The organism is Thermus thermophilus (genome assembly GCF_019974155.1).
In the GTDB taxonomy this organism is placed as follows: Bacteria; Deinococcota; Deinococci; order Deinococcales; family Thermaceae; genus Thermus; species Thermus thermophilus_C.
The window spans coordinates 1,010,360-1,024,262 of sequence record NZ_AP025158.1; the positions used below are offsets into that span (position 1 = coordinate 1,010,360).

Sequence of the window (13,903 nt, forward strand, 5' to 3'; positions counted from 1 at the left end):
CCCGTCCTTTCTGAAAGGAAGCTTAGGCGGGGCTTTCCCGGTATAGTGCCTCTGTGCGCGGTCTGGCCTTCCTCCTCGCCTTGGCGCCCCTCCTTCCCCCGCTTGCGGGGCTTGCCCTTTTCTTCGTGCCCTGGGTCCGGCGGCTTCCCCTTTGGGGGCAGGCCCTGCTCGCCCTCTACGGGGCGAGCCTCCTCCTGCCCGCCCTCTTCGCCCCGGAGCCTTTGGCCTGGCCTTTGGCCCTCTTCCGCTTCCTCTACGTCCTCGGCCTGGTGGGGCTTGGGGTGGCCCTGGGCAGGCCGGAGCGGGCCCTTGGGGCTTGGGGCGTGGGCCTCTTCCTCCTCTACCTCACGGGCTTCGCCGCCACCTACTGGGTTTGGGGGGACGGGGCGGTGCGGGCCCGGCTCAGCCACCCCTTCCACAGCCCCGTGGGCTTCGGCTTCCTCGGGGGGCTCGGCCTCCTCCTCGCCCTCCACCTCCGCTACCCCTGGCCCTTCCGGGCCCTCCTGGGCCTTCTGGGGGGGGCGGTTCTCCTCCTTTCGGGGAGCCGTGGGGGGATGCTGGGCTTCCTCGTGGGCGGGGCGGCGGCCCTCCTCTTCCGCAGGCGGGGCCTTCTCGCCCTGGCCTTAGGGGGTGGGCTTCTCCTCGCCGCCTTCGCCCTGAACCTTCCCGCCACGGAGCGCTTCTTCCAGGCCCACCTTTCCGGGAGGGAGGGGGTGTGGCTCGCCGCCTACCGGGTCTTCCAGGAGCACCCCTGGACGGGGGTGGGGCCCTACCTCCTCGGGGAGCGGATCGGGGGGGTGCTCTTCGGGGACTGCTTCCTCTTTCCCCTCCTCGAGGCCCGGGGGCTTACCTGTCCCGACTGGCTCAGGCCCTGGGGCGGGCTTTGGACCTTCGCCCACAACCACCTCCTCCAGGCCCTGGGGGAAGGGGGGGTCTTCGGGGCGGTGGGGCTTCTCCTCCTCGCCGGGGGGTTCCTCGCGGGGGCCTGGGGGGACGGCCTCCTCTTCGGCCTTCTCGCCGCCTATTTGGGGATGGGGATGGTGGACAACCCCTTCAGCGTCCCGAGCCCCTTCCGGGGCGAGGTCTTCTTCCTCCTCGGGGGGATGGCCCTGGCCCGCCTCGAGGGGGGGCGGGCTCCCCTGGGGCTGGGGCTTGCCGGGGGGGTGGCCCTCCTTTGGTCCCTCCCCTTCCTTTACCTGGCGGCCCGCCCCGAGGGGCCTCCCCCGGCCCTCCGCTACCTCGTCGTCCCGGATCGGGGCGGCGAGGGGGCGGTGGCCCTGGAGAAAGGCGAGGGGTACCGCCTCCAGGTCTGGCTCTGCGCCGAGGGGTGCCGGAGGCTCGGCTGGGAGTGGTCGGCGGAGAAGCCCGTCCGCTTCCCCCTTCCCGAGACCCCCATAGAGGGGAAGAGACTCGTGCTCGTGCTCTTCCGGGAGGGGGGCTTGGCCTTGCGGCCCGCCTTCCTCCTGGAGGGGGAGGTGGGGCGGTGAGGTGGGCCTTGGGGGTCCTGGCCCTCGCCCTGGGGCTTGGGGCGGGGCTTTGGGGGCTGGAAGGGGGGCTTGCGCCGAAGCCCCTCCCCTTTGGCGGGTGCCGCCCGGGGCCCCTCCCCGAGCGGGCGGACCTCTACGCCAACGGCGTGGTGGAGATCCCCCTCTGCCGGGAGGCGGAGGTGGTCCTCCGCCTCGAGGGCACCCCCGCGAAAGGGGAGGGTCCCTGGGCCGTGGTGGCCGAGGGGGACCGGGTGCTCTGGCAGGGGGAGGTCCTGGGCCTAAAGGAAGTGCGGGTCCGGACCACGGGGCGGGGCGTGCTCGTCCTCGCCTTCCTCAACGACCTCTACGCCCCTCCGGAGGATCGGAACCTCTTCCTGCGGGAGCTTAGGGTGCGCTAACGCCCCCGTTGGCGTGGGCGGGGTAGGAGCCCAGGACCTTGAGGAAGGCCACCCGCCTGAGGAGGCGGAGGAGGGCCTGGGCGGGCCCGGGGTCCTCCAGGTGCCCCTCCAGGTCCAGGTAGAAGAGGTAGCTGAAGGGCTTGTCCCTCCGGGGCCTGGACTCCAGCTTGGTGAGGTTCACCCCCGCCTCGGCGAAGACGGAAAGGGCCTCCAAAAGCCCTCCCGGGCGGTGGCGCACCGCGAAGACGATGCTGGTCTTGTGGGGCCCCTCCCCCTTTTTCGCCTCCTCGCGCCCGATGACGAAGAAGCGGGTGTAGTTGTGGGGGTAGTCCTCAATGTTCTCCGCCAGGACCTCCAGGCCGTAGAGCTCGGCGGCCCGCCTCGAGGCGATGGCCCCCACCCCGGGCTCCGGGTTCTCCGCCAGGGCCCGGGCGGCCCCCGCAGTGTCAAAGACGGGGATGGGGGAGAGGCGCATCCGGGCGAGGAAGCCGTCGCACTGGGCCAGGGCCTGGGGGTGGCTCTTCACCGCGTGCAGGTCCTTGAGCGTCGTGCCCTTGGGGGCGAGGAGGCAGTGCTCCACCCGGTGGACGATCTCCCCCACCACGTGGAGGTCGCTCTCCAGGAGGAGGTCGTAGGTCTGGTTGATGCTCCCCGCCGTGGTGTTCTCCACCGGCACCACCCCGAGCTCCGCCTCGCCCGCCTCCACCGCCTCAAAGACCTGGTGAAAGGTGGGAAAGCCCACGGGCTTCGCCTCGGGGAAGGCCTTGAGCAAGGCCTCCTCGCTGTAGGCCCCTTCCGTGCCTTGGAAGGCGATCCTCATCGCCCCATGATACCTTAGGCCTTGGCCCTTGCCGTAGCATGGGTTTCGTGGCGCGCCTTTTGGTGGTGGACGACGACCCCCAAATCCGCTACCTCCTGGAGGTGCTCCTTTCCGGCTCGGGCCACGAGGTGACCGTGGCGGACTCGGCCAGGGCCGCCCTGGAGCACCTGCGCAAGGAGACCCCCGACCTCATCCTTTTGGACATCATGATGCCCGATATGGACGGCCTCTCCCTCCTGGGGCGCATCCGCGCCGTTCGCTGCCTGAGCAAGGTCCCCGTCATCCTCTTCACCGGGGGAGGACGGGAGCTGGAAGGGGTGGGGAAGGCCTTGGGGGCGGACCTCTTCCTGGAAAAACCCGTGTCCGGGCGGCGGTTGAAGCAGGCGGTGGAAAGCCTTTTGGGCCGGGAGGGGTACCTTCTGCCCGGGGGGGAGCGGGTGGCCACCCTTCAGGAGGTGTGCTCCCGCCTCGCCCAGGCCCTCCCCAAGGAGGAGCGCTTCCGGGAGCTTTGGCGGAAAACGGCAGGCCGTCGGGCCCTTCTGCAAAACCTGGTGGCCAAGGGCTGGACCGAGGCGCTTTTGCGCCGCATCCTCCCCGGGCCGTACGACCTCTACGACCTTTTGGGCCACCTGGCCTACGGCTGGCCCCTGGTGCCCATCGCCGAGCGGGCGGCCCGGGCGAAGGACCCCCGCTTCGCCGGGCTCCTCGAGGCCTACCTGGAGCGCCAGGGCCTTCCCCTGGAGGGGGACGGCCTCCTGGAAGACCTCGCTCGGGCCCTGTACCCTTGAGGGGTGTGGGAGCTTCTGGAAGTCCACGAGCCCGAGGCCTGGAATACCCTCGTGGCGGCCTTTCCCATCGCCAGCCCCCTGCAGTCTTGGGGCTGGGGAGAGGTGAAGCGCCTTTCCGGCTGGGTGCCCAAGCGCCTGGCCGTCTACCGGGAGGGCGAGCTCTTGGGGGCGGCCCAGGTTCTTCTCCGCCCCCTCCCCGGGGGGCTTGCCCTGGCCTACGCCCCTAGGGGGCCCGCCCTCCACCGCCTCGAGGACCTGCCCCAGGTGGCCCGGACCTTGGGGCGGGCCCTTCGGGCCACCCACCTGGTCCTGGAGCCGGAGGCGGGGCTTCCCGCCCACCTTCCTGCCCCCCGCTTCCCCGGCCTCCTTTTGGAGGAGCCCATCCAGCCCGCCCACTCCCTCTGGCTGGACCTCACCCAGGGGGAGGAGGCCCTCCTCAAGGGGATGAAGGAGATGCACCGCCGGAACGCCCGGCTCGCCCTCAAGCGGGTGGCCCTTTCCGTGGAGGGGGAGGAGGCCTTCCCGGAGTTCTACCGCCTCTTCACGGAGACCAACCGGAGGGCCCGCCTCCTCCAGCACGACGAGGCCTACTACCGGGCGGTCCTCAAGGAGATGAACCAGCCCTTGGGGGAGGCCTTTCTCGCCCTGGCGCGGAAGGACGGGGAGGCCCTGGCGGCGGGCCTCTTCGTGGCCTTCGCCGGCAAGGTGGCCTACCTCTACGGCGGCAGCACCCGCAAGCACCCCGAGGCCAAGGCCCCCATGGGCATGCACCTCGCCGCCATCCGGCACGGGATGGCCCGGGGCTACCGCGTCTACGACCTTTGGGGCATCCCCAAAAACCCCCAGGGGAGCCACGCCGAGGGGATCCACCGCTTCAAGGAGGGGTTTGGGGGCCAGCGGGTCCAGTTCCCCGCCTATGTCCTGCCCCTCTCCCCCCTCTACCGCCCCCTAAGGCTCCTCCTCCGCCTGAGGAAGACCTGGGTCAACCTGCGGGTGCGGGGCAACCCTCGGGACGTCCTTGGCTGAGTGTCATCTTTCTCAAGCGCCTTTCGCTATCGTGGGGGGCGTGGGGTCGTGTAAGGATTTATGTGTAAGGGCCCGTGTTTAATAGGGGGGCACACCTTAGCACGAGGAGGTGCCCCGTGGACCAGGATACCTTGCGGATCTTGCTGAGGGAAGCGGTGCGGGAGACAGTAGCCGAGGTTCTGCAGACGGTTCTGGAGCTGGACCGGACAGCCTTCTTGCAGGTGCACGGGGGGCGCAGGAACGGCTACTACCCCCGCAAGCTGGAGACCACCTTCGGCCAGGTGGACCTGAAGGTCCCTAGGGATCGGGAATCTCGGTATTACCCGGCTTTCCTTAAGCCCTACGCCCGCCGCCTGGTGGACGTGGGGGAAGTAGCTGTGGCCTTGTACGCCGCCGGGGTCAGTCAGCGCAAGGCGGCCGAGATATTGAGCCTGCTCTTAGGCCACCGCTACTCCCACGAGACCCTAAGCGCTCTGACCGACCAAGTCCTGGAGGCGGCAGGAGCCTTCCGCACCCGGCCTTTGCCCGAGGAGATGGCCTTCGTCTACCTGGACGGGCTTTCCTTAAAGGTCTTCAGGGAAGGGGAAGGGATTGTGCGGGAAACGGTGTATGTGGCCCTGGGCATCGCCCCTGATGGGGAGAGGCGGGTCCTGGGGTTCTGGCTGTTGCCCACGGAGAGCGCCCTGGGATGGGAGGGGGTCCTGGGGGAGCTTTGGCAGCGGGGCCTGCGGCGGGTATTGCTCTTCATCACCGACGGGCTGCCCGGGCTTCCTGAAGCGATCCGCAGGGTCTACCCTCAGGCGGAGTGGCAGCGGTGCGTGGTGCACGGGGTGCGGTGGAGCCTGTCCCAGGTGCGGGCGCGGGACCGGGGCCTGCTGGCGGAGGACCTGAGGCGGGTGTACGGGGCGGAGAGCAGGGATGAAGCCCTTAGGGCCTTGGAGGAGGTGAAGGCCGCCTGGGGTTCGCGGTACCCGGGGGTGGTGGGGCTTTGGGTACAGGATTCGGGGGCCTTCCTGCGGTTCTACGGGTACCCCAAGGTGCTTTGGCCGTACCTGCGGAGCACCAACCTGATGGAGCGGTTTATCCGGGAGCTACGGCGGGGGACGAAGGTGCGGGACCACAAGTTTCCTAAGGAAGAGGCGGTGTACAAGCTCCTTTACCTGGAGTCAGAGAGGCAGGAAGGGAGGTGGGCAGAACGGAAACTAAAGGGGTTCTCGGAGGTGAAGGAGGTGCTGGAGAAGATGCTTCAGGAGCGGTATGCCCCCCGTACACAGACTCTTACACATAACTCTTGACACGACCGGGCGTGGTGCGGCTTCTCCTCCTCCTTCTCGCCCTAGGCCTCGCCCTTGTCCTTTGGCCCCGTCCCGCCGAGGCGCCCAAGGAGGCGGGGGTGCGGCTTTACGGCGTGGCCTTTCACCTCTTTCCCGAGGAGGAAGGGGTGGAGTGGCGCTTTGCCGCGGAGGAGATGGTGGAGGAGGGGGGGCGCTTTAGGGTGCGGGGGGGGCTTTCCGGAGGGCGGTACGTGGAGGGCAGGCTGGACCTGCGCCTGTTCGCCCCCGAGGTGGTGGTGGAGCCCGGGGACAACCTCCGCCTCCCCTACGCCCGGGTGGAGATCCTGAAGGGGTGCTACCGCCTGGAGCTTTCCCGGCCCGGCCTCGGGGACGTCCTCATCCGGCAGAAGGAGGGGTTTTTGGCCCCATGGGTGCGGATTGAGGCGCCCAACCTCCGGGGCGAGGCGGAGCGCTTCCGCTCCGACTTCGCCCTGGAGCGGATTGAAGCGGAAAACCCTCGGTTTGAGTTCCCCGCCGGGGGGAGTTTCGGACCTTGCCAGGTGGAAGGAGGAAGCGGATGAAGCGGACGGCATGGGTGCTCTTGGGCATGGCCTTGGTCTTCGCGGCCTCGGAGGTGCGGGTGATCCGGGTGGAGGGAGGGCGGCTTTCCGGGGACCTCCGCTACGGTCCCTGGGTCTTTGAGGGGGAGGTGCGGGGGCGGGTGAAGGACCTCGCCATCCTCGCCCCCAAGGCCACCCTCATCGCCCCGAAGGGCAAGACCATGCAGGAGGCGGAGGGGGAGCGGGAGGCCCGGTTTGAGGGGGGCGTGGTGGTGCGGAGGGGCCGGGTGGAGGCCCGGGGGCCCACCCTCGTCTACCGGGAAAGCACCGGGGAAGGGGTCTTGATGGGGCCTGCCCGCATGCGCCAGGAGCCCAAGCCCGGGGAGGATCCCGTGGAGGTGGAGGGGAGCCGCATGACCTTCCAGGTGGACACGGACACCTCCACCACGGAAAACGCCCTCCTCAAGAGCGGCAACCAGGAGGGGCGGGCGGGGTTTGTGTACTACGAGGAGGAGCGGGGCCTCGCCGTCTTCACTGACCCCAAGGAGGTGGTCCTCGTCCGCAAGCGCAAGGACGGGGACCTGAGGATCCGGGCCAAGGAGGTGCGGAGCCTCACCGGCCCCAAGAAGCTCATCGCCACCGGGGGAGTGGTCCTCGAGGACGGCGACCTCGTGACCCGGGGGGAGAGCCTCTACTACGACGACACCACCGGGGAGGCCATCGTCTTGGGGAGGCCCGCCGTGAGCGAGAACGCGAAGGAGGGCTTCCGCCTTTCCGGGGCCACCCTCCTCCACAACGTGAACCGCCACCAGGTCCGGGTCTACGGAAAGGCCTTCCGCCTCCCCGTGGAGGACTTTAAGAAGCTTGGGGAGAAGTAGGTGCCCTGGCCTAGGCTCCCCCTCCTTTTCCTCCTCGGCCTGGCCCTCGCCCTGGCCCAGGAGGTCTACCGCCCGGAGGTGGAGCTCGTCCGCAAGGACAAGAAGGTGGTGGCCTGGGTCTCGGGGGAGGAGGGGAGCCTCTTCTACGCGGACTACGGGGACCTCCACGTGGGGGAGCTTGTGGCCCTCACCGGGGACCGCGCGGTGGTGGGGGAGCGGGCCTTTTTCCTGGACGCGGGGAGCGTCCTCGAGGAGGGCCTTTCCCCGGGGGACCGGGTGGAGGCCGCCTACAACAAGGACCTCCTCCGGGAGGGGCTTCCCTACCTGATGCGCCTTAGGCGGGCGGGGGAGGAAGGGGCGAAGACCTACCTCCGCCTCGTCCTCTACGACCCCAAGGGGGTGGAGGTGCGCCTGGGGGAGGAGGTGGAGGCCCGGGGGCCCCTGGCCCTGGTGGAGCGGGGGGGGAGGGAAGAGCTTCTTCTCTCCGGGGGCGAGGCCCGCTTTCTGGAGGAGGAGGGGCGCCTCGAGGTCCGGCCCGCCCCGGGGGCGGTGGCCCTCGCCCAGGGGGCGACCCGGGTGGAGGGGGTGAGGCTCCGCTACCGCAATGACACCGGGGAGGCTCTCTTGGAAGGGCCCTTGGCCTTGAGCCGGGAAGGGGAGAAGCCCCTAAAGGGCAAGGCCCAGGCCCTCCGCTACTTCCTGGACGAGGACGCCCTCTGGCTTCTTGGGGGCGTGGAGTTCGTCCAGGGGGGCCGCACCACCCGGGCGGAGCGGGCGCTTCTCCGGGAGAAGGAGGGGTACGCCTACCTCTACGGCGGCGTGGAGAGCCGGGACGAGAAGGGCTTCGTCCGGGGCGAGCGGGTGCGCTACGCCCTCAAGACGGGGGAGGTGGTGGTCCTCGGCCGGGTGGCCGGGGAGCTTCGCGAGTAAGGCCACCCCACGCCGGCTTGCGCCGGCGTGCGGGCCCCGGCAAAAGGCCCTCAGAGGGCTTCCCCGGCCGGGAACGGGGAGGGCCTTAGGCGGTCACCCCGGCCATGAGGAGGCCGAGCCTTTCCTCCGTGGCCTCCTCCGGGGCGAGCTCCCCCACGATGCGCCCCCCGTGCATCACCAGGATGCGGTCGGAGAGGGCGAGGATCTCCGAGAGGTCGGCGGAGACGAGGAGGACGGCGAGCCCCTGGTCCCGGGCCTTGACGAGCTCCTTGTGGATGAACTCAATGGCCCCCACGTCCACGCCCCGGGTGGGCTGGGCGGCCACGAGAAGCCTTGGGCTTCGTAGGACCTCTCTTCCCACCACGATCTTCTGCTGGTTCCCCCCGGAGAAGCGGCGGGCGGAGAGGGCGGTGGAGCGGGGGCGGACATCGTAAGCCTCCACGAGCCTTCTGGCGTGCTCCTCGGCCGCTTCGTCTTCCAGGAAGCCCAAAAACCCTCGGAAGGGAGGTCGGTGCTGGTCCCCGAGGACGGCGTTCTCCTTCACGGAGAAGTCCAGGACGAGGCCGCGGGCGAGCCGGTCCTCGGGCACGTGGCTTACCCCAAAGTCCCTGACCCCCCGGGCCGAGGGGGGAAGGGGCCGGCCCAGGAGGAGGGCCTTGCCCCTAAAGGGCCTGAGGCCGGTGAGAGCCTCCACGAGCTCGGTCTGGCCGTTCCCTTCCACCCCGGCGATGCCCACGATCTCCCCGGCCCGCACCTGGAAGCTCACCCCCTTGAGGCGGGGCGGGGCCTCGAGGCCCTCCACCTCCAAGACCACCTCCCCCGGCCTCGCCGGCCCCTTCTCCACCCGCAAGACCACCTCCCGGCCCACCATCATCCGGGCGAGGGCTTCCAGGGAGGTCTCCTCGGCCCGCACCGTGCCCACCACCTTCCCGTCCCGGATCACCGTGATGCGGTCCGCCACCTGGAGGACCTCCTTCAGCTTGTGGCTGATGAAGATGGCGGCGTTCCCCCTCGCCACGTAGCCCCTTAGGAAACGGAAGAGCTCCTCGGCCTCCTGGGGGGTGAGGACGGCGGTGGGCTCGTCCAGGATGAGGATTTTGGCCTCCCGGTAGAGGGCCTTGAGGATCTCCACCCGCTGCTGCAGGCCCACGGGGAGGTTCTCCACTTTCTCGTCCAGGGGCACTTCAAAGCCCAGCTCCTCCATGAGGCGGACCGCCCGCCTCCTGGCCGCCTCCAGGTCCAGGAAGAGGGGGCTTCCGGGCTCGAGGCCCAGGACCAGGTTCTCCAAGACGGTGAAGGGCTCCACCAGCATGAAGTGCTGGTGGACCATGCCGATGCCCGCCCTGATGGCGTCCTGGGGGCTTTTGGGCCGGTAGGGCTTCCCGTCCACCCACATCTCCCCGGCGTCCGGGGGCTGGAGGCCGTAGACGATCTTCATGAGGGTGGACTTGCCCGCGCCGTTTTCCCCCACCAGGGCCAGGACCTCGCCCCACTCCAGGTCCAGGCCGATGCGGTCGTTGGCCAGGACCAGGGGGAAGCGCTTGGTGATGTCCTTGAGGACCAGGGCCTTCGCCACGGGAGGAGTATACGGGAAAACCGGGGCCAAAAGGCCCCGGCCTTTGGGCCCCTGCCCCTTAGCGGGTTTCGGGCACCTGGATCTCCCCGTTGATGATGGCCTGCTTCAGCTCCTCGAGGCGGGCCTTCACCTCCTCCGGGATCAGGGCCTGGTTGTACTCGTCCAGGGCGTAGCCCACGCCCTCCTCGGCGAGGCCTAGGTCCTTGACCCCGCCCTGGAAGGTGCCGTCCACGACGCTCTTGATGGCGTCGTACACGGCCACGTCCACCCGCTTGACCATGGAGGTCAGGCCGTGGTTGAGGGTGGTGGGGTCGTTGTCGGTGTCGCCGAGGTAGTTCTGGTTGGAGTCCACGCCGATGAAGAAGAGGGGCGTGGCGCCCTCGCCGCACTTCTCCTCGTAGGCGGGGTACTTGGGCACGTCGGCGAAGCGGTCCTCGCGGACGAAGCGTACGGCCCTGCCTTCCCTGAGGCACATCTCCTCCTTCACGAAGTCAATGAGGCCAAGGCCGGAGCCCCCGGCGGCGGCGTAGATGATGTCCGCCCCCTGGCGGGCCTGGCTGGAGGCGATCTCCTTGGCCTTGGCGGGGTCGTTCCAGGCGGCGGGGGTGTTGCCCACGTAGCCCACCAGGACCCGGCCCTGGATCCCGTCCTCCTGGAAGGCGTACTCCGCCCCGGCGCGGAAGCCCGCCTCAAACTTGTGGATGAGGGGGATGTCCATGCCGCCGATGAACCCCACCACGCCGGTGCGGGAGAGCTTGCCCGCCACGTAGCCCACGAGGAAGCTCCCCTCGTGCTCCCGGAAGACCACGCCCAGGGCGTTGGCCAGCTGCCCTTCCCCGGGCACGGCGTCAATCACGGCGAACTTCACCTTGGGGAACTCCTCGGCCGTGGCGGTGATGGCGGGCTCGTTGGCGAAGCCCACCCCGATCACCAGGTCAAACCCTTCCTCGGCGAAGGTGCGGATGCCCTGGCCCACCTGGGAGGGGTCGGCGGGTTCAAAGTCAAAGATCTGGACGCCGAGCTCCTGGGCCGCCCGCTGCGCCCCTTCCCAGGCGGACTGGTTGAAGGAGCGGTCAAACTTGCCGCCGGCGTCAAAAGCAAGCCCCACCCGGATGTCGGCCCCGGGAAGGGTCGTCCCTTCGGCCGGAGCCGTCTCCGTGGCGGCCTGCTCCTCCGCTTTCCTGGGGCAGGCCGTGAGGGCCACGGCGAGCGCGCCTAAGGTGAGCAACCATAAAAGCCTCCTCATAACGCCTCCTTTCGGGATAGGGGGCGCACCCCTAGTCCAAGGAAAAGTATAGCCCAAGGTACACTAGGGTCATGACCCTGGAAGAGGCGAGGAAGCGGGTGAACGAGCTACGGGACCTCATCCGCTACCACAACTACCGCTACTACGTCCTGGCGGACCCGGAGATCTCCGACGCCGAGTACGACCGGCTTCTTAGGGAGCTCAAGGAGCTTGAGGAGCGCTTTCCCGAGCTCAAAAGCCCGGACTCCCCCACGGAGCAAGTGGGGGCGAGGCCCCTCGAGGCCACCTTCCGCCCCGTCCGCCACCCCACCCGCATGTACTCCTTGGACAACGCCTTCACCCTGGATGAGGTCAGGGCCTTTGAGGAGCGGATAGAGCGGGCCCTGGGCCGGAAGGGCCCCTTCGCCTACACCGTGGAGCACAAGGTGGACGGCCTTTCCGTCAACCTCTACTACGAGGATGGGGTCCTGGTCTACGGGGCCACCCGGGGGGACGGGGAGGTGGGGGAGGAGGTGACCCAGAACCTCCTCACCATCCCCACCATCCCGAGGAGGCTCAAGGGGGTGCCGGAGCGCCTCGAGGTCCGGGGCGAGGTCTACATGCCCATAGCGGCCTTCCTCCGGCTCAACGAGGAGCTGGAGGAGCGGGGGGAGAAGATCTTCAAAAACCCTAGGAACGCCGCGGCGGGCTCCCTAAGGCAAAAAGACCCCCGCATCACCGCCAAGCGGGGCCTCAGGGCCACCTTCTACGCCCTGGGGCTCGGGCTGGAAGAGGTGGAGAGGGAAGGGGTGGCGACCCAGTTCGCCCTCCTCCACTGGCTCAAGGAGAAGGGCTTCCCCGTGGAGCACGGCTACGCGCGGGCCGTGGGGGCGGAAGGGGTGGAGGGAATCTACCAGGACTGGCTGAAGAAGCGGCGGGAGCTTCCCTTTGAGGCGGACGGGGTGGTGGTGAAGCTGGACGATTTGCAACTTTGGCGGGAGCTCGGCTACACCGCCCGCGCCCCCCGCTTCGCCATCGCCTACAAGTTCCCCGCCGAGGAGAAGGAGACCCGGCTTTTGGACGTGGTCTTCCAGGTGGGGCGCACCGGGCGGGTGACCCCGGTGGGGGTCCTCGAGCCCGTCTTCCTAGAGGGCAGCGAGGTTTCCCGGGTCACCCTGCACAACGAAAGCTACATAGAGGAGCTGGACATCCGCATCGGGGACTGGGTTTTGGTGCACAAGGCGGGCGGGGTCATCCCCGAGGTCCTCCGGGTCCTCAAGGAGCGGCGCACGGGAAAGGAGCGGCCCGTGCGCTGGCCCGAGGCCTGCCCCGAGTGCGGCCATCGCCTCATCCAGGAGGGGAAGGTCCACCGCTGCCCCAACCCCTTGTGCCCCGCCAAGCGCTTTGAGGCCATCCGCCACTTCGCCTCCCGCAAGGCCATGGACATCCAGGGCCTGGGGGAGAAGCTCGTTGAGAAGCTTTTGGAGAAGGGCCTGGTCAAGGACGTGGCCGACCTCTACCGCCTGAGGAAGGAAGACCTGGTGGGCCTGGAGCGCATGGGGGAAAAGAGCGCCCAAAACCTCCTCCGCCAGATAGAGGAGAGCAAGAAAAGGGGCCTAGAGCGCCTCCTCTACGCCCTGGGGCTTCCGGGAGTGGGGGAGGTCCTGGCCCGGAACCTGGCGGCCAAGTTCCAGACCATGGACCGCCTCCTCGAGGCCAGCCTGGAGGAGCTTTTGGAGGTGGAGGAGGTGGGGGAGCTCACGGCGAGGGCCATCCTGGAAACCCTGAGGGACCCCGCCTTCCGCCACCTGGTGCGAAGGCTCAAGGAGGCGGGGGTGGAGATGGAGGCCAAGGAGAAGGGCGGGGAGGCCCTTAAAGGGCTCACCTTCGTGATCACCGGGGAGCTTTCCCGCCCCCGGGAGGAGGTGAAGGCCCTCCTCCGGCGCCTTGGGGCCAAGGTGACGGACGCCGTGAGCCGCAAGACGAGCTACCTCGTGGTGGGGGAGGCCCCGGGGAGCAAGCTGGAAAAGGCCAAGGCCTTAGGGGTCCCCACCCTCACGGAGGAGGAGCTTTACCGGCTCATAGAGGCCCGCACGGGGAAGAAGGCGGAAGAGCTCGTCTAAGGGACCTCCCCGGGCCCGAAGAGCTTCTCCAGGGCCTCCCTAAGGCGGCTTCCCTCGAGGCCCAAAGAGGCCAGGGCCTTCTCGTAGACCTCGGGGGTGAGGAGGCCCCTTAGGGCCCGAAGCTCCGTGCGGGAGAGAAGAGCCCCTCCTAAAAGGTGCTCCTCAAAGGCGGCCCAGGCCAAGGGGACCCTCTCCTTGACGATTTCGGCGATGGCCTGGGCGTACTGGCGGATCTCCCACTGGGCCTCGGGGGCGAGGCGGAGCTTGAGGAAGTGGAAGAGGTTGTGCAGGTCCTGCTTCCAGTAGAACTCGGTGTAGAGGTTGAGGGGAAGGACCATCCGGGCCATCTCCCGGGCCACGCCCTTCTCCAGAAGGGCCCGGTAGGCCCCGTAGGCCTCCTGCTCCACCCTCCTTAGGAGGGCCAAGGCCTCCTCGTCCAGGAGGGCCCCTTCCGAAGCCTGCTTGTTCCTCCTCGCCTGCCTGCGGAAGGCCTCGGGCTCGTAGAACTCCTCCTTGAGGATGGAGTAGCGCCCCGAGACCTCGTTGACGCTCGCCGTGCGGTGGCGGAACCACTGCCTGACCACGAAGATGGGGGCCTTGACGTGAAACTTGAAGACCACCATCTCAAAGGGGCTTGTGTGGCGGTGGCGCATGAGGTAGTCAATGAGGGCGGCGTCCTCCCGCACCGTCTTCGTCCCTTCCCCGTAGGACACCCGGGCCGCCTGGACGATGGCGCGGTCGTCCCCCATCTGGTCCACCAGGCGGACGAAGCCCTTGTCCAAGACCGGGATCGTGAGAGGCCCTTCCATCCCCCCGAG

The 13,903-nt window shown here is 68.9% G+C and carries 13 protein-coding genes; 9 read left to right on the forward strand and 4 right to left on the reverse strand.

What is annotated here, in order from left to right:
* Window positions 1-53: 53 nt before the first annotated feature.
* Together TthTMY_RS05465 and TthTMY_RS05470 are read left to right on the forward strand one after the other, a co-directional pair.
* Window positions 54-1,487, forward strand: coding sequence for an O-antigen ligase family protein (locus tag TthTMY_RS05465; protein WP_223903515.1), 1,434 nt, complete (start codon window positions 54-56; stop codon window positions 1,485-1,487).
* Window positions 1,484-1,885, forward strand: coding sequence for a hypothetical protein (locus TthTMY_RS05470; protein WP_096410559.1), 402 nt, complete (start codon window positions 1,484-1,486; stop codon window positions 1,883-1,885). The genes TthTMY_RS05465 and TthTMY_RS05470 overlap by 4 nt, the downstream gene beginning before the upstream one ends.
* Here TthTMY_RS05470 and pheA read toward each other — a convergent pair.
* A complete protein-coding gene (pheA, locus tag TthTMY_RS05475; RefSeq protein ID WP_096410560.1) occupies window positions 1,872-2,705 on the reverse strand; it encodes a prephenate dehydratase in 834 nt (277 codons plus the stop codon). The two genes, TthTMY_RS05470 and pheA, sit on opposite strands and share 14 nt — an antisense overlap.
* Window positions 2,706-2,743: 38 nt before the next feature.
* Between pheA and TthTMY_RS05480 the strand changes: the two genes are divergently transcribed.
* The 6 genes from TthTMY_RS05480 (at window position 2,744) to TthTMY_RS05505 (ending at window position 8,161) form a co-directional block, all read left to right on the forward strand.
* Complete coding sequence (locus TthTMY_RS05480; RefSeq protein WP_223903516.1) at window positions 2,744-3,493, forward strand: response regulator; 750 nt, start codon at window positions 2,744-2,746, stop codon at window positions 3,491-3,493.
* Between the two features lie 3 nt (window positions 3,494-3,496).
* Window positions 3,497-4,519, forward strand: a complete 1,023-nt coding sequence (locus TthTMY_RS05485; protein WP_096410561.1) for a lipid II:glycine glycyltransferase FemX — start codon at window positions 3,497-3,499, stop codon at window positions 4,517-4,519.
* 74 nt (window positions 4,520-4,593) lie between these two features.
* Window positions 4,594-5,814, forward strand: a complete 1,221-nt coding sequence (locus TthTMY_RS05490) for an IS256-like element ISTth4 family transposase (protein ID WP_096410503.1) — start codon at window positions 4,594-4,596, stop codon at window positions 5,812-5,814.
* An 11-nt stretch (window positions 5,815-5,825) separates the two neighbouring features.
* The gene (locus TthTMY_RS05495) at window positions 5,826-6,374 is read left to right on the forward strand and encodes a hypothetical protein (protein WP_418952566.1); all 549 of its coding nucleotides are present in this window, start codon (window positions 5,826-5,828) and stop codon (window positions 6,372-6,374) included.
* On the forward strand, window positions 6,371-7,231 hold the full coding sequence (locus tag TthTMY_RS05500; protein WP_096410562.1) for an LptA/OstA family protein: 861 nt from the start codon (window positions 6,371-6,373) through the stop codon (window positions 7,229-7,231). The genes TthTMY_RS05495 and TthTMY_RS05500 overlap by 4 nt, the downstream gene beginning before the upstream one ends.
* Entirely contained in the window at window positions 7,232-8,161 is a 930-nt protein-coding gene (locus TthTMY_RS05505) for a hypothetical protein (protein ID WP_096410563.1), read from the forward strand.
* A gap of 85 nt (window positions 8,162-8,246) precedes the next feature.
* Here the strand turns inward: TthTMY_RS05505 and TthTMY_RS05510 are convergent, their stop codons facing one another.
* Complete coding sequence (locus TthTMY_RS05510; RefSeq protein WP_096410564.1) at window positions 8,247-9,737, reverse strand: ABC transporter ATP-binding protein; 1,491 nt, start codon at window positions 9,735-9,737, stop codon at window positions 8,247-8,249.
* 58 nt (window positions 9,738-9,795) lie between these two features.
* Window positions 9,796-10,983, reverse strand: coding sequence for a BMP family lipoprotein (locus TthTMY_RS05515; RefSeq protein WP_096410565.1), 1,188 nt, complete (start codon window positions 10,981-10,983; stop codon window positions 9,796-9,798).
* A gap of 71 nt (window positions 10,984-11,054) precedes the next feature.
* Here TthTMY_RS05515 and ligA point away from each other — a divergent pair, with 71 nt between their 5' ends.
* Entirely contained in the window at window positions 11,055-13,085 is a 2,031-nt protein-coding gene (ligA, locus tag TthTMY_RS05520; protein ID WP_096410566.1) for an NAD-dependent DNA ligase LigA, read from the forward strand.
* On the opposite strand, the gene thyX is transcribed toward ligA, so the two are convergent.
* Window positions 13,082-13,894, reverse strand: coding sequence for an FAD-dependent thymidylate synthase (gene thyX, locus TthTMY_RS05525; RefSeq protein ID WP_096410567.1), 813 nt, complete (start codon window positions 13,892-13,894; stop codon window positions 13,082-13,084). The genes ligA and thyX overlap by 4 nt on opposite strands.
* Between the last annotated feature and the right edge of the window lie 9 nt (window positions 13,895-13,903).